The 16389-nt window shown below is 40.9% G+C and carries 12 protein-coding genes; 8 read left to right on the forward strand and 4 right to left on the reverse strand.

What is annotated here, in order from left to right; translation table 11 throughout:
- The first annotated feature begins 128 nt into the window (after window positions 1-128).
- From AAEU28_RS12500 to AAEU28_RS12510, 3 genes are all read left to right on the forward strand, one after another.
- A complete protein-coding gene (locus AAEU28_RS12500; RefSeq protein WP_421964416.1) occupies window positions 129-2408 on the forward strand; it encodes an LruC domain-containing protein in 2280 nt (759 codons plus the stop codon).
- A complete protein-coding gene (locus AAEU28_RS12505) occupies window positions 2405-2956 on the forward strand; it encodes a hypothetical protein (protein WP_421964417.1) in 552 nt (183 codons plus the stop codon). Before AAEU28_RS12500 ends, AAEU28_RS12505 begins: the two co-directional genes overlap by 4 nt.
- A 188-nt stretch (window positions 2957-3144) precedes the next feature.
- Complete coding sequence (locus AAEU28_RS12510; RefSeq protein WP_421964418.1) at window positions 3145-4392, forward strand: hypothetical protein; 1248 nt, start codon at window positions 3145-3147, stop codon at window positions 4390-4392.
- Window positions 4393-4446: 54 nt separating this feature from the next.
- On the opposite strand, the gene AAEU28_RS12515 is transcribed toward AAEU28_RS12510, so the two are convergent.
- Entirely contained in the window at window positions 4447-5238 is a 792-nt protein-coding gene (locus AAEU28_RS12515) for a putative porin (RefSeq protein ID WP_421964419.1), read from the reverse strand.
- Window positions 5239-5434: 196 nt separating this feature from the next.
- On the opposite strand from AAEU28_RS12515, the gene AAEU28_RS12520 reads away from it, so the two are divergent.
- The 5 genes from AAEU28_RS12520 to AAEU28_RS12540 all read left to right on the forward strand — a co-directional run bounded on the left by AAEU28_RS12520 (window position 5435) and on the right by AAEU28_RS12540 (window position 12499).
- Window positions 5435-7213, forward strand: coding sequence for an ABC transporter transmembrane domain-containing protein (locus tag AAEU28_RS12520; protein ID WP_421964420.1), 1779 nt, complete (start codon window positions 5435-5437; stop codon window positions 7211-7213).
- A 187-nt stretch (window positions 7214-7400) separates the two neighbouring features.
- Window positions 7401-8240 (forward strand): pirin family protein, encoded by an 840-nt coding sequence (locus AAEU28_RS12525; protein WP_421964421.1) that lies wholly within the window; start codon window positions 7401-7403, stop codon window positions 8238-8240.
- A gap of 150 nt (window positions 8241-8390) precedes the next feature.
- A complete protein-coding gene (locus AAEU28_RS12530) occupies window positions 8391-9047 on the forward strand; it encodes an ABC transporter ATP-binding protein (protein WP_421964422.1) in 657 nt (218 codons plus the stop codon).
- A 3-nt stretch (window positions 9048-9050) separates the two neighbouring features.
- Entirely contained in the window at window positions 9051-11441 is a 2391-nt protein-coding gene (locus tag AAEU28_RS12535) for an FtsX-like permease family protein (protein WP_421964423.1), read from the forward strand.
- Between the two features lie 2 nt (window positions 11442-11443).
- The gene (locus AAEU28_RS12540) at window positions 11444-12499 is read left to right on the forward strand and encodes a lipocalin-like domain-containing protein (RefSeq protein WP_421964424.1); all 1056 of its coding nucleotides are present in this window, start codon (window positions 11444-11446) and stop codon (window positions 12497-12499) included.
- 111 nt (window positions 12500-12610) lie between these two features.
- Here AAEU28_RS12540 and AAEU28_RS12545 read toward each other — a convergent pair whose 3' ends face one another.
- The 3 genes from AAEU28_RS12545 to AAEU28_RS12555 all read right to left on the reverse strand — a co-directional run bounded on the left by AAEU28_RS12545 (window position 12611) and on the right by AAEU28_RS12555 (window position 16308).
- The gene (locus AAEU28_RS12545) at window positions 12611-13009 is read right to left on the reverse strand and encodes a hypothetical protein (RefSeq protein WP_421964425.1); all 399 of its coding nucleotides are present in this window, start codon (window positions 13007-13009) and stop codon (window positions 12611-12613) included.
- Window positions 13010-13356: 347 nt separating this feature from the next.
- A complete protein-coding gene (locus AAEU28_RS12550; protein ID WP_421964426.1) occupies window positions 13357-15543 on the reverse strand; it encodes an OsmC domain/YcaO domain-containing protein in 2187 nt (728 codons plus the stop codon).
- Between the two features lie 123 nt (window positions 15544-15666).
- Window positions 15667-16308, reverse strand: coding sequence for a hypothetical protein (locus AAEU28_RS12555; protein ID WP_421964427.1), 642 nt, complete (start codon window positions 16306-16308; stop codon window positions 15667-15669).
- Between the last annotated feature and the right edge of the window lie 81 nt (window positions 16309-16389).

Raw genomic sequence — 16389 nt, forward strand, 5'->3', positions numbered from 1 at the left:
TTGCAAAATGCCACGCAGAACAAAAATAAATGCACATTTATTTAGTCATATCAATTGTAAAACAATCACTTAAATATTGGGCTTGATCATGCATCTAATTGTAAAACTCTAAAACCCTAGGTGTTGACATGATTAAAAGATGCATGATCGCCGCAGCATTAGCTCCACTTCTGGCTAGTGCTGCCCCTTTTGAAAACTGCCCCAGCCAAGCTTTCTTAATGCAAGACAATAATGCCAAAATGTATGGTATCGATTTAGCATCAGGGCGAGCCAATCTTATCGCTGGCACCCTAAGGTTAAATGGCTCTGAAGACACAGCTAGTGTTAATGCCATAGGTTTTAACTTTAAAGACCAATATTTATATGGCTTTAGAAAAGAGAGCAAACAAGTTGTTCGAATTGAACAAACCGTTGAAGGCGAGACAATTCATTACGATTCAACAGCGCTGAACGTTAGCGGTTTACCTGAGGGCATTCACTTCTTTGTTGGCGATGTAAAAGTCAGCGGTGATGCTCCTGCTGAAGGTGAAACCGATAACCGTACATCGAGCTACTTTATTTATAATAAAGGCAGAGGTTTATTCGAAATTCCGCTTTCTAATGACTTAAATGCATCACTTACAGCGACTAAACAACCGGGCAGTGAAACTTGGTCTACAACAATTTATGATTTCGCATTTCACCCTATCACTAACAAACTCTATGCGATGGAATCAGATGGTGATCTGTTTGAGATTTCTCTTGAACCAAACAGCACCCCGGAGCTGGTTACTCGCCTAGATATTGGCACAGATACCGGTGCTTTTGGTGCGGCTTATTTTGGCGTACAAGATGTTTATGACGAAACTACTGGCGAAACGACTGAAAACATTATCTTTTATGTTAGCAATAATAACTCTGGCAATATTTTTAAAGTCGACTTAACCAATGTACCTGACGATAAATCAGGCTATAACCCAACCACAGAGATCTTCACGCTTGGCCCTAAATCAGGGCAAAACGACGGCGCGCGTTGCGCTATCGCAAAAGTCGAAGTAACTGATGAATCGATGGATTTCGGTGACGCACCACTCCCCTATCGCAGTGCACTTGATAATAATGGCGCACGCCATGTATTCGACCCCAATCAAGATAGCCAAAACCTTATTTTTTTAGGTGACTCTGTAGACGGTGAAAACATCAACACCAGCAGCGATATGAACATTGATTATTCTGACAGCTCTGATGATGGCGTAATTTTAGCCACAGATTTTGCAGCGGGTTTAACTGCACAAGTCATCGTCACAGTATCTCAAGCAAGTGCCCTCTATGCTTGGTTTGATTGGAACCAAGATGGTACCTTCTCAGAAGACGAAAAAGCCATTGATAAAGTTAATCTTGATCAAGGTGCGAACAGCATTTTAATTGATGTACCTGAGGACGCAGCTAATGGCAACTCATGGGCTAGATTCAGAGTCACTGACGGACAAGAGGCAACTTTAACTGCCTATGGTGCGGTACAAGGTGGAGAAGTTGAAGACTATGAATTCGAAACATATGGGTCTGTAAGTTATCCGGGCCAAAACGATTGGGTAACACTGGCTTATGAAGACCGATGGCCATACCTTGGCGATTCTGATTTTAATGACTTAGTCCTTCATTATCGCACCATTAAATACTTCTCATCTGAAGGGGTGACAAGCTACCGCATTGAAGGCGAAATTCTTGGTGTAGGGGCAAGTTTCCATAATGGTTTTGCTGTTAGACTCTACGAAAAAGATATTAATTCTGGCTTGGTTAAAGTACTTACAGCTGAGCAAATCGACAGCTCAAATTCGAGTTTGTTTATTAATGGCCAAGCAGTCCCACAAACAATTATTGAACCTAACAGAGCAGAAGCCATTGCCATTGTCGCATCTGATATGTGGGATCATATAAACGTGCAAAACGGTTGCGAATATTTTAGAACTGAGGTCAATTGCGATGTGAACGCTAAAGTCACTTTCTCCATGACCTTACCACTCAAAACGGCGCTTTCGCCAGAAAATGCGCCAGGTAGTATGCTCGACCCGTTCATTTTTGCGAGTAGCGACCATTACCATGGTGATGCCATTACAGATGGTAACTACAGAGGCTTAGAGGTTCATTTAAAGAACCAAGCACCCACAGAAGCATTTAACACCGCTCTCTTTTCTGTTGCAGCGGATGATGCGAGTAACCAAAGTGAATCATTATATTTTCAAACCGAGAACGGCATTCCATTCGCTTTAGCCATTGGCGCGCCTTGGCGCCATCCTCATGAACGCGTCGATATAAATCGGGCATATGACAAGTTTGCAGATTTTGCCACCAGCAACGGGGTATCTGCACCGCTTTGGTACAACACAGTGAACACTAACATCACTATTCAATTTGGAGCAGAGCAATGAACAAATATCTTATTTTATTAACCAGCTTTCTCGCCCTGAGTGCCTGTGGCGGTGGTGGCAGCGAAAGTAATAACAGCGTATCAAACACATCAGCGAGTTCATCTGCTTCAGAGCAAACTAATAGCACTTCGAACTCAGATAACTCATCACAAACTGATAACTCTGATAGTTCTAGTGATGATACAAATAATGAAGACAATGCTAGCTCAAATTCTGAAGTCATTATGACAAACCTAACGATTGATCAATCGTTTGACTTGAAAACAGATTTTGATTTATTGATAGATGCCAAAATATCTACAGGCAATGTAAGGGCATATTTAAATGTCTGTCAAAGCAAAGTTGACTCTAACAAAGCTGATTACCAAAACTGTATTTTAAGAAAACCGATTAAGAATGGCGAGCTGTCGCAGCAAGTGACTATAAGTCGCCAAGACATAGCTCTTGTCGCGGAGATCTGGCTTTATGATAGCAACCCAGAGCCGCTTAGATATCAATGGCAGTATGACGAAAATGTAACTAAGCAACAGTTTGAAATTCGATATTAGTACTTATTAGTTTGCCAGCCCCAAATAGCACAATCATTAAACAATTAATTAATATATGTTAATTATAGCATTGTGTAAAAAGCTGAATAATGTTTAAATTCACAAGCTAAATAAGTTAATGTATTTCAATATGTTAATTCATTATTAAGCTAATATGGAATTTAAAATAAAGAGTGAGAATCTCAATAATGAATAAAAAACTAATTGCCACATCTGTTATCTCTGCAACAATGCTAACCCTTGCGGGCTGTGGCTCTACTCCTTCTGCACCAAAGTCTGCTGAAGAAAAAGCAATGGAACTTGAAATGCGAAAAGCATTTCTTGCAAAAATTCAGGGCATGAATGTAAATAGCCTTGTTCCAAATGCTCAACAGCAAAATGTTCAAGCAACCTCTCAACCTGAGCCGACAATCACAGAACAAGAACTACTTGCTAAAAAAGTAGAGGTTGATAAAACAGGCGGCGCTGCATTATTTTCAAGACAAAAAGATGGCATTTTAATCAATGAAAATATGTATAACGATTATGAAGGGAGTGTTGTCAATATAGGTGCAAACAGGCTTACTGGTGAGTTTACTTATGCAATCCAAAATTTTGATGGTTCATTCACTCTAAAGTACAACAAAGCAAACTCTCAACACGGCGCAATTAAAGTCGCAACAGTATACAAACAAGGCGACTCATTCAAAGTAAATACAGTCACCGGTAAAACATTTACAGGCTCTTCTGTTACACCTACTTCAGATGGTTTTGTAATTGGTAGAAAAGGCTCCGCTTTTAGATACGTAATTGGTAGCGAGCAGGTAAAATCAATCACTTTATTAGATGGTTACCATATTGCCAAACATCAAAATGGCGATGTAGCTTCTACAAACTTTATTTTATTAGAAAAGGATGAAGCAAAGAAAAGCGATTCATTAGGTAATTTCTTAAGTGCAACAAAAGATTTAGGTAACGCTTTCGGTATCAACAAGGTCGATGACTACGTATTAATAAATATCAACAATGGTAAACAAGTACCTTTAGATGTAAGCGCTAGCGGCAAAAATGTGGCTAAACATTCAGGTTGTGTCAACAAAGGACTGTATAACAAATGTAGCAATGTCTCGTTTAACGAGGCCTTGTATGAAAAGTCTGGGTTGAAAAATAACAGTCACTATTTTTGGTCTATTGATTGGATTGATACCAAAACAGGGCCTCTTGCATTCTACAAAACATCTTCAAAAGTTAAAGTGGTAGATATTAACAAAGAGCAGGTTCACACAGTATTTTCACGAGCTTTAGGTGTAAATGAATTTACTTTGATTGAAAAAGTTGACGGTACCGTAGGTGTTAAAGCCCAATTAGGATTTAGCAGTGATCTCATTGAGGATGTTGAGCAGTTTATACGTTCTAATACTCAAGACATTGAACCAATGCAAAATCTTGGTGAGTAGACCTTAAAATTAAAATGCCACACAAATTCGTGTGGCATTTTAATATATTTTAACTTAATACTGAGCAGTGAAAGAAAGCTGGTAAACTTCGCCACCATCAAAGTCGATGATACTGCCGCCTAAATGAAACTTATCATTGAAGAAATATTTCGCTTGGATCCCTAAGTCTGAATCATAAGAGCCTGCACCAAAGGACAAGTTACGGCTAAGATAATAATTTGCTATCAAATTCGTTCCATCAAAACCGTCGTAATCAGAATGCTGAAGATCAACACTTATAAAACTATCACCTTCAATATGCATGAAGTAACGACTCGATAAAGACCACGTATCAAAGTCAGATTTAGTTTCGAATGTTACACCTAAATAATCAGTTTCATTAATTTGATGATTATATTCAGCAGTTAGCATAGTACGATTATTTGTGCCGTTATGCTTTTCATAGCGCGCGCTTACTTTCAATTTGTCTTCAAATAAGTAACCTAAGCCAACAAATGCATCATCACTGATGTGTCCCACATCAGCGCTTCCAGCAGACACAAACCACTTTGGTGTTGCAAACCACTCACCAGCGATTGATAAATCTCTTGTGTTATCGTAATTGAAGTAGGCGACGCCAATATTACTATCTGTATTTAGATACCCAAAGTCATCCCATACGCCTGAATGCGCTTGCTTTTCGAAAAAATAATGGCTCGATAATTGGTAAGCATTAGTTGTCCTGCCAAAATCTCCACCATCCAAATGCATATAGCTTAGATTGTTGAATAATTGTTTAGATTCATCAGCTACAGAAGAAAATGAAGAAAGTGCTGCAATTACGGCAACAGTAAGAAGCTTTTTCATGGTATTCCTTTAATTTCCATTGAAAACATTGTCATATGAGGCGGCATTTTAATCGAAACTGCCTTAACCGCAAATGACTATTTGTTACAAAAGATTCAATTCTCTTGAGTTGTTTATCTTTATAGTTCAATAAATTAAAGGCACACTTTACGTACTTCCGATGAATGTTCAATCAACTTAACACTTGGAGGCTCTTTTGAGCGCTAACGACAAAAAACAGCAGTCTGCTTTTAAAAGCCTGTTACCTATTTTTGGCTTTGTAAAACCTTATAAGCTAGTCGCACTTTCAGCCTTGCTAGTCCTTTTATTTACTTCAGGCTTGAACCTGCTATTAGGTCAAGGCGTGAAATATGTCATCGACCATGGGTTTATTGCAGGTTCAGTAGAACAACTCACCAATGCAGTCTTTGTGATGATTGCACTGATTGTATTATTCGCAGGGGGTACTTTTACACGATTTTATTTAATGAGCTGGATTGGCGAGCGAGTATGTAATGACATTCGAAAAGCCGTGTTTAATAAAATTATTCACCTACACCCGAGTTACTTTGAAGAAAACCGCAGCGGCGAGCTGATGTCACGCTTAACCACGGACACAACACTATTACAATCCATCGTTGGTTCATCATTTTCAATGGCGCTGCGCAGTGCTTTAATGATGATTGGCGGTTTAGTTATGTTATTCATTTTGAACTTTAAGCTGACTTTATTGGTGATGCTCTGCGTACCTTTGACTCTGCTTCCCCTTTTCTTCTTCGGTAAAAAAGTCCGTAAGCTTTCTGAGAGCAGCCAAAGTGCCATTGCAGATATTAGTACTTATGCTGGTGAAATTATTCAAAATATCAAAGTAGTTCAAAGCTATACACATGAAACAAAAGAAAAAGCCGCATTTGCAGGAGAAGTAGAAAAAGCGTTCACTGTCGCAAAACACCGTATTACACAGCGTGCGATCTTAATTGCCGCTGTAATAGGTTTAACATTTAGCGCCATTACTGTGATGCTTTGGGTTGGTGGCATGGATGTGATCGCTGGGCGTATGTCAGGCGGTGAATTGGCTGCCTTCGTTTTTTATGCGGTGATTGTTGCCTCGAGTGTGGCAACTGTCTCTGAAGTATACGGCGAGCTTCAACGTGCTGCGGGTGCTGCAACCCGATTATTAGATTTATTGAATGTCAAAAGTGATATTACCAACAAAGATAATGCCTCCCTACTTACTTGGCATGAGGATGCCCACTTAAAATTTGACAATGTCACCTTTAATTACCCTTCAAGGCCTGAAGTTGCAGCGCTTGATAAAGTTAATCTGACAGTCGAAAAAGGCAAAATTGTTGCCATTGTAGGCCCTTCAGGTGCTGGCAAAACCACTCTATTTGAGTTATTACAGCGCTTTTACGACCCGCAAACCGGAAACATCTCTATAGGCGAGCAATCTATTGATTCTCTGACTTTAGACTCTCTTAGACACACAATGGGTATGGTGCCGCAAAACCCTGTGCTATTTAGCTCTGATGTATGGCACAACATTCGCTACGGCAACCCAGATGCAACTGACGAGCAAGTAATGGAGGCCGCAAAACGTGCCCATGCCCATGACTTTATTACCAGTTTACCCGAAGGCTATAGCAGCTTTTTAGGCGAGCAAGGCGTTCGCTTATCAGGAGGGCAAAAACAGCGGATCGCGATCGCCAGGGCCATTTTAAAAGACCCTTCAATTCTATTGCTTGATGAAGCCACCAGCGCCCTTGATGCAGAAAGTGAATTTCATGTGCAAGCTGCTTTGAATGAGCTCATGCAAGATAGAACAACGTTAATTATTGCCCACCGCCTTGCAACCGTAATGCATGCCGATACCATAGTGGTGATGGATAAAGGACAAATTGTTGCGCAAGGCAATCATCAAACACTACTCAAAGAATCAAAGCTATATCAAAGACTTTGTGAGTTACAATTTGAGCATTCAGGTAAATCAGCTTAGTCATTTTCTATATTTTTATTTAACTAAAGATATTGCTTACCCCTAGCTTGATTGCGCCTAATCAAGCTAGGCAGCCTGTTTAAAAAACTATTCAAAATATTTGAACATACTCATCAATTTCCTACACTTATTTACCTCAACCAAACTTGCTAAATTTGCCTCATCAAAACGTTAGAGATTAAATAGCATGAAAATTATTCGTACCAACAAAGCACACGCCACCCAAGATGGTGCTGGCGTCAACATTAGCCGTATTGCGGGTTTTGACGGTAGAAGCCTTGATCCATTTTTGATGATCGATGAACTAAAATCAGACAACAAAAATGACTTTATGGCAGGCTTTCCTGCTCACCCTCACCGTGGAATTGAAACTTTTACTTATATTCGTAAAGGCGGTTTTGAGCACCAAGATCAAATGGGCAACAAAAAAGCCATACGTGCAGGTGACGTGCAGTGGATGAGCACTGGTCGCGGTGTAATACACTCTGAAATGCCACTCGCTGATGCCGAGCATGGCATGCACGGCTTTCAGATTTGGTTAAATATGCCAGCAAAAGACAAGATGCGCCCGCCTCGTTATCAAGATACCACGGAGCAAAAAGTGCCCGTGTTACAAAATGACGCAGGTATAGAGCTAAGAGCACTGGCTGGAAGTTGGCGACTAGAGCAACAAAGCGCGACATCATCAATTGATGAATTAGCAGGTAATGGCGCGATTGCCGATGTAATGTTACCAGCGAATACTGAAACAACCTTAGACATTTCGGTTCACAGCAAAGCCCTTGTTTATATTCACTCAGGGTCTATTGCAGACACTGAATATGTCGAAACCTACCAGTTTGAAGTTGACCCCAAAGCACCACTGACTTTAAAAGCAGGTGAAAACGGGTTAGGTGTTTTAGTGTTAGTCGGTGAGCCTATTCGCGAGAAAATCGCCCACATGGGGCCTTTTGTAATGAACACCCAAGAAGAACTTCATCAAGCTGTTCGCGATTATCAAATGGGTCGCTTTGGCGACATTGTGTAATTTTAGATTGATAGCGCTCTCAAAGTAATATACTTAAGCTACTTTGAGAGCATCCGCTGATGAACACATACTTTGTTGCAAGTTAATGCTTTCACTTATTCAAATCGATTCGGTAGACTAAGCAAAACCACTGAGCAACAAGGAATTACAGTGATAAGCGTAACTGAACTATGCTTCTCTCGCGCTGATGGCGACCAAGTACAAACCCTATTCGATGGCTTTAGTTTTGAAGTCAGTGCACAAGAGCAAGTGGCTTTGCTCGGTGACAGTGGTTCAGGAAAAACCACTCTTTTACATCTACTCGCAGGATTACTCTCGCCCGATAGCGGCCAAATCAGCATTAATGGTGAGGTTATATCTGCATATAACGACAAGCAACTCGCCCATTATCGTCGAAAAATAGGCCTTATATTCCAGCATTACCAATTGCTTGATTGCCTCACGGTTAAACAAAACATCTTATTTCAGCACCAGCTTAACTACCCTAATCAAGATGCCAAAGAATTTGACCTTTTGATTGAGCAACTTGGTTTAAATGGTAAGTTAAATAAGTTACCGCACCAATTGTCTGGTGGTGAACAACAACGAGTCGGTATTGCCAGAGCCTTATTAAACCAGCCTAAGCTCATACTTGCTGATGAACCTACCGGCAACTTAGATCAAGCTCGCTCCCACCAAGTGGTTGAAATGCTCGCAAGCTTATGTAAAGAAAGACAAATCAACTTAATTATGGTCACTCACTCGCAGCAACTGACACAGTATTTTGATACGGTAAAAGTACTCGCTAACGGGCAATTCAACGAGTAACTCATGACCGAAATTAAACTGATATTGACGACGCATATTGCTTATTTCAGGCGTCACCCTTGGTTATTATTGCTCTTCATCGTGGGCTTAAGTTTAGGCAGTGCCCTACTCACCGCTATTGCCGGACTTAACCAAGAAGCAAAAAATCGCCACAGTAAATCATCAGCCCTCATAGACTCTGCAGTTAGCCACATCGTCAAGCCCCCTATTGGGCAAGACTATCTCGATGGTTCGCTCTGGTTGAAGTTACGCGGAAATGGTTTCACCAAGGCGCAACCTGTATTACGGGGAAAGCTGACTCTTGCTTCAGGTAAAACTCTTTACGTTCAGGGTATAAACAGTCTGCTCTGGATGACTCAGCCTATTCCCACATTCTCGGCTCAAACTGGAGAGCACGAGAAAACTGGCTTTGCATTTGACGCCATTATGATTGACAGCAAGCGGGCGCAAAGATATCAACTCAACAAAGATGAGAAGAAACTTACGCTGCAAAACAATCCGCATACGCCAAAATTTATATTAGTTGATGACATAGGCGTTTGGTCGCTCACCGATATTGCCTATGCAGACATGCTACTCAACGCACAAGGTAAACTCAGTTTTATCGAATTCACAGGCTTAGCATCTGAGCAAGTTTCGCAGGTTGAGGACATTTTGGGCCATGAAGCCAGATTAATTGCCTCACAAGAGCAAGACTTTGATGCGCTTTCTGAAGCTTTCTTTTTTAACCTCGCAGCACTGGCGCTACTTGGCTATATTGTCGCTGCGTTTTTAAGCTTCAACGCCATTAAACTTTCTATTGCCGGGCGCAAAAAACTGCTCACTCAATTTAACATGTTGGGGTGCTCAAAACAGGCGATTACGACGGCCATTGTCATAGAGTTTACCCTCATGAGTTTTATCACCGCGCTACTTGGCAGCGTGACAGGCTTTTTAATTGCCAATGCACTGGTGCTCGATATAAACCGTACCTTAATGGGGCTATATCAGTTAGATAAAGCGCTTACCATAGGCTGGCAATGGCAGACTTTGGCACTGGGATTTATTGTCAACTTAGCGACATTGGCGCTTATGGTTGTTACTCAGAAAAACACGCTGAAAAACCAAAGCCATATGCTTTTCGGTGTATCGCTACTTGGTATTCTTGCCGCACTGAGTTACTTGTATTTAAATGCCAGCACTGAGTTTGAAGCGCTGTTATTGTGCTTCTTCATCTTAGCCTTGTTTGTACTGCTCACACCGACCTGCTTACAAGGCTTACTGAGTTTCAAAAACCCATTTAAGCAACCCCTTTGGCAATGGCTTTACGCCGACAGTAAATCTCAATTAGCTGAATTACGCATTGCCATTGTGGCTATCTTAGTTGCGTTTGGTAGCGCAATCGGTATGCAAATTATGGTAAAAAGTTTCAGTAACACCCTCAATGCACACCTTGAAAAACAACTCAGTGCCGACATGTATATTTATGTCGATAAGTATCAACCTACCTTGAGAGCACAACTAAGCAACGATCCTGACATTAAACGCGTTGGCATTTACATGGCATCAGATGGTTACATTCATAAAGTGCCAACAAAACTAAAAAGCTTTGGTAATAGCGCGGATGCTTTCTCACATATCAACATAACTACAGGCAAGTCTGTCAGTGCTACACACTTTACTAATAATGGCTGCATAGCCAATGAACAAGCACTTATAAAGCACGGTATTAAACTTGGCGATACTGTGATGTTCAAACAAAACCAACACAGTTTCTTATGTCGTATTTCAGCCTTTGCTTATGACTATGGCAACACCGCATTGAGCCTGATTACCCTTGAAGACAATATCAAGCAAAGCCCATTACATTGGCAAGTATATGGCTTATCTTTGTCCTTGAACGGACAAGTATCAACTTCTCAAATTACTGAAAAGCTGATTAATAAATATGGCATAGATAGCGCCGCTATTTCAGAAAATAAACGCTTTAAAGAAATCGCGAATAAACTGTTTAACGACACCTTTAAAGTCACGAAAGTACTCAATGGTTTTATTCTCGCCATCGCACTGCTCAGTTTATGTATTAGCTTATTAAGTCTCAGTGCTCAACACGCAAAACAACTTTCTGTGCTAAATAGCCTAGGGGTCGACCCGACTCAATTACATAAGCTAAAACTCATACAAACCATTGCTTTAGTTGGTTTTACATGCTTATTTGCCATGCCGCTAGGGTTAGCTTTGGGTTTGGCATTGCTGAAATACGTTATGCCTATTGCTTTTGGCTGGACCATACATTTCTATCTAGATATACCTGCTCTGCTCAGCACTTGTTTATTCTTGCTGCTATCTGCTGTGATATGCGCTTATTTACCAGTGAAAAGACTCACTGCCAGCTTACATCGTAAGGAAGGTTAATTGTGAAATCTGTTTATGTCTTATTATTCACTCTATTGACACTACTGGGTTGTGAAAAAGCACAACAGCCGCAAGAAAAACAGCTTTTACATACCATGCGTGGCGAACCTGTCGATGCTAAACGTGGTGTGAAGTTTCCTGAAGATCATAGCGCACATTTAGCGCAAGGCATTGAATGGTGGTATATCACTGCAACCCTTTCGGCTGAAACAGGTGAAACCTTTGGTGCACAGTGGACGCTATTTAGAACCCAAGTACCACTGCCGTTTGAATCAACCTGGTGGGACGACCAGCTCTACTTCGCGCACTTCGCCCTGCAACATGAGCAAAAACATGTTGCCTTTGAGCGCTATGCCCGTGCAGGTCAAGCGCAAATAACAGCACAACCCTTTAATGCTTCTTTAGATGATTGGTCACTTAAAAGTCAAGCTCGCGACTTTTTACCCCTGCAAATGAAAGCCAAACAAGGCGACTATGCCATTGATGTATCACTAACTAACAGCCCACTTACGTTACATGGTGACAATGGCTACAGCCAAAAAACACAAAGCGGTCATGCCTCTTACTATTTTAGCTACCCGTTTCTAGAAACCGCTGGCACCCTAACCTTTGCAGGGAAAGACTATAAAGTCACAGGTAACGCATGGTACGACCGAGAGTGGTCGGCAAGCTTAATCGACAAAAATCAAATGGGTTGGGATTGGTTTAGCTTAGTAAGTAGCACTGATAAAAGTCAAAAAACAGGCCTGATGTTATTCTGCATTCGTGATGCGCAGCAAAACTATGATTACTGTAGCGGCACGCATATTGATGATAAAGGTCAAACACAACAAATTCACAAACAGGATATTCAGCTAGAGAAGCTTGAGCACATTAGTATTGATAATAAACACTATCCGAGCAAATGGCGTGTTACTTTGCCGAATATCGAGCCTATCGTGATTGAAACCCTCACCAAAGATTCTGTTAATAAGCTTTCGATTCAATACTGGGAAGGCAGAGTTAAAGCCAGTGGCGGCTTTAAAGGTGTTGGATACGCAGAGTTATTTGGATATTAGTTTTTAATAGTGGGAGCAGTTAGTTAGACAGTTAATGATTAACCTTAATTACTCACCTGTTCGTCTTTTACTGAATGTAGGCGTGGCTTTATGCCACGCTCAAGTTTACATTCAAGCCCGAACAGCTTGAGCTTTAACTTCAGACTTGTTCAGCTTTAAGAAACACAAAACAACCATTACCACGCCGATAAGATTAATCACCACATAACTCTCAGGCGTAATATTAAAATGTGCACTAATTGCCAACGCGAAAGAAAAGCCTAGTTTAGTACCACTCCACCCAACAACGAAAGTTTGGCATAACCAAAAAGTCTTCACCAAAATTTGGCCTAAACCATTTCCTCTAGACAAAGAAACACTCGCAAATAAGCCGAAAATATACAGTAACGCTGACAATGGCTCTGAGACATCGTGCGATACATAACTATAAACGTTCACAATTAAGCCAAGAATTGTAGAAACTGCGGTAATAAATGTGATGAATATGATGGAGTTATTGACTTTGAACACTTAGGTTTACTCTTACTTCTAACAGCATTGAATAATAAATACTTTCAATCACTTAAACAACATTCAAAGAGAAAAAAGCCCCAAAATGTGGGGCGAAAGTAGCTCAAGCTTGGATGGGAGATAAGCTTTAACCTTGTGAAAACACTCATTCAGATAGCTCTTTCAGCGTTTGCCTTAACTAATCTGAATGAGTTCACAGTCTATTACTTTATTTGCACTAATTGATGTCAATTTTGCTTTTAAATGTAAGCGGTTATGTCTAGCGACATACTCTAGAATAAATCGAATACAAAAAAGGCGCTTATATCAATAAACGCCTTTCTATATTTATATTCTCGATGATAACTTTAGCTGTTTGCTAAACGTGCTCGTGCAGCGTGTAGCTTTTTATAGCTTTCAATTAAGCGTAAATGTTTGTCTAGACCTTCAAGGTTCATGCTGGTTTCAGTTAAACCATAGAAAGTCACATCGCCATTGATTGAGCCGATAACCGCATTCATCACTTCTTGACCGAACATACGTGTGAAGCTGTGAATGTAATCTTCAATTTCAAGCTCTTCATCAAGTGCTACTTCTAACGTTGCATCCATCGCTTGGTAGAATAAACCACGCTCAACAATGGTGTTGTCGTTGTATTGTAAGAAGGCTTCAACCAGCTCTTTAGTCGCTTCTAAATCACCTAACGCTAAATAAATTAATAGCTTAAGCTCAAGAATTGTCAGCTGACCCCACACTGTGTTTTCATCAAACTCAATACCAATTAATGTGATGATGTCGATGTAGTTGTCTAGTTCAGACTCTTCTAAACGCTCAACTAAATCAGCCAATTCATCTTCACTCAAACGATGAAGATTTAAGATGTCTTCACGATATTGCAGGGCTTTATTGGTGTTATCCCAAATTAAGTCTTCAACCGGATACACTTCTGAGTAGTCAGGTACAAGAATACGACATGCGTTACCAATGTGTGTAAATTCAGCCACATAAGCTTCTTTACCCATTGATTCTAAGATACCAAATAACTTGTCTGACTCTTCTTCAGTTGTGCCTGAGAAGTCCCATTCAACAAACTCATAATCGTGCTTAGCACTGAAGAAACGCCAAGAAATTTTACCTGTTGAATCAATAAAGTGTTCTACAAAGTTCTCTGGCTCTTGTACTGCCATGCTGTTAAATGTTGGCTTAGGTACGTCGTTTAAGCCCTCGAAGCTACGACCTTGCAGAAGCTCAGTTAAGCTACGCTCAAGGGCCACTTCAAAGCTTGGGTGCGCACCGAATGACGCAAATACACCACCCGTTTTCGGGTTCATCAGTGTCACACACATAACAGGGAATTGACCGCCAAGTGATGCGTCTTTAACAACAACCGGGAAGCCCTGCTCTTCAAGACCTTGAATACCTTCCACAATACCAGGGAACTTGTCTAAGACCGCTTGTGGTACATCTGGTAATACAATTTCTTGTTCGATGATCTGGCGCTTAACCGCACGCTCAAAGATTTCAGACAAACACTGAACTTTCGCTTCTGCTAGGTTATTACCCGCACTCATACCATTACTTAAAAATAAGTTTTCGATTAAGTTGGTTGGGAAGTAAACCGTTTCACCGTCTGAGTGACGTGTATAAGGAATAGAACAAATACCACGTTCAACATTGCCTGAGTTGGTATCGATCAGGTGCGAACCACATAACTCACCCTCTGGATCGTAAATCTCGCGCGTGTATTCGTCTAAGATCTCAGTTGGTAATTCATCTTGTTCGTTTGGCTTAAACCATTTTTCATTTGGATAATGCACGAACTCAGCATTAGCGATTTCAGTACCAAAGAACTGGTCGTTATAGAAGAAGTTACAGCTTAAGCGCTCAATGAATTCACCGAGTGCCGAGCATAATGCGCTCTCTTTAGTTGCACCTTTACCATTGGTAAAGCACATTTCTGAAGCCGCATCACGGATATGCAAAGACCAAACATTCGGGACGATATTACGCCATGAAGAAATTTCGATCTTCATGCCTAAATCTTCCATTACCGATGTCATATTGGCAATGGTCTGCTCAAGCGGTAGGTCTTTACCTAAAATATATGTCTCTGTGCCGCCTTCTGGCGTAGTCATCAACATCGCTTGGGCATCAGCGTCTAGGTTTTCAACGGTTTCAAGTTGGAAATCAGGGCCAGTTTGGATCACCTTTTTCACTGTACAGCGGTCAACCGCACGCAGCATACCTTCTCTATCTCTCTCAGAGATATGCTCTGGGATCTCTACCTGAATTTTAAAAATCTGGTTATAGCGATTTTCAGGATCAACAATGTTGTTTTGCGCGACACGAATGCCATCCGTTGGAATATCACGGGCGTTACAGTACACTTTAATGAAGTAAGCCGCACACATTGCTGATGAAGCTAAGAAGTAATCGAATGGGCTTGGTGCTGAGCCATCACCTTTATAACGAATTGGTTGATCGGCAATAATTGAGAAATCATCGAATTTCGCTTCAATTCGAAGATTATCAAGAAAATTAACTTTGATTTCCATAGAGCGGTTTCCACGGTCGCGCGCTTACTATGCTTTGTAAGCGCTTTTCTAAAAATACCGCTAATTATCCGCTTTTTCTGCTCAACTGTCTTGGGTTAATTATAAAAAAACGCCTACGGGAGACTAAAATGCCTTTTGCAGAAAAATATCGTAGCGATACTCGTTCAATTTACTGGTTTTTTTAGCCGTCATCATTTTCTGTTCTTGCTTAGATTTACGTTTAAACAAACCATCTTTGTCGTTTAAAGGCTGATCGGGAAAATACAGCTGCGTCAGTAAAGACTCATATCCGTACTTACTGATTTTTATATGAATATGAGGTGTACGTTGCTGCGGTGCATTTAACGGATATGCCCCCGGCATTACTGTTTTAAATTTAAAGCGCCCGTGCTTGCCACTTTGCAAAATCGCCCACCCTTGAAAATGCGGGTCAATTGGCGCTTCACTGTTATCGTGCGGATGGTGATATTTACCATAACTATTGGCCTGCCATAGATCTATGGTGACATCTTCGATGGCATTACCATCTTGATCAAACACTTGCCCAAAAATATCTATAATAGTGCCTTTGGCTCGCCCTACTTTACCTTTGACTTGGGTTAAATCTGCATCCTTGTCTTTTTGCGGCGTTATGGGGTAAAACGGCCCTTCGACTTCTCTAGGGGTTAACATGTTAGCGCCTGCCTGTGCACCGAACGTTTGGCTTATAAGTAAACCGCCCATCGAGCCTAAGGCTGCACTTTTAATAAATTCTCTGCGCTTCATTGTATTCTCCTCACCTGCTTAACTTGGCTAATTGTCATTGCATGGTTTTCACTGTAAAGCGAAGAGATTTATTCGTCTTAT

Source organism: Pseudoalteromonas sp. SS15 (genome assembly GCF_049257195.1).
GTDB lineage: Bacteria > Pseudomonadota > Gammaproteobacteria > Enterobacterales > Alteromonadaceae > Pseudoalteromonas.

What these genes read in the sequence shown, in the direction of transcription:
- AAEU28_RS12500 (WP_421964416.1), top strand. Translation starts at nt 129, where the DNA reads ATGATTAAAAGATGCATGATCGCCGCAGCATTAGCTCCACTTCTGGCT.
- AAEU28_RS12505 (WP_421964417.1), top strand. Translation starts at nt 2,405, where the DNA reads ATGAACAAATATCTTATTTTATTAACCAGCTTTCTCGCCCTGAGTGCC.
- AAEU28_RS12510 (WP_421964418.1), top strand. Translation starts at nt 3,145, where the DNA reads ATGAATAAAAAACTAATTGCCACATCTGTTATCTCTGCAACAATGCTA.
- AAEU28_RS12515 (WP_421964419.1), bottom strand. Translation starts at nt 5,238, where the DNA reads ATGAAAAAGCTTCTTACTGTTGCCGTAATTGCAGCACTTTCTTCATTT.
- AAEU28_RS12525 (WP_421964421.1), top strand. Translation starts at nt 7,401, where the DNA reads ATGAAAATTATTCGTACCAACAAAGCACACGCCACCCAAGATGGTGCT.
- AAEU28_RS12535 (WP_421964423.1), top strand. Translation starts at nt 9,051, where the DNA reads ATGACCGAAATTAAACTGATATTGACGACGCATATTGCTTATTTCAGG.
- AAEU28_RS12550 (WP_421964426.1), bottom strand. Translation starts at nt 15,543, where the DNA reads ATGGAAATCAAAGTTAATTTTCTTGATAATCTTCGAATTGAAGCGAAA.
- AAEU28_RS12555 (WP_421964427.1), bottom strand. Translation starts at nt 16,308, where the DNA reads ATGAAGCGCAGAGAATTTATTAAAAGTGCAGCCTTAGGCTCGATGGGC.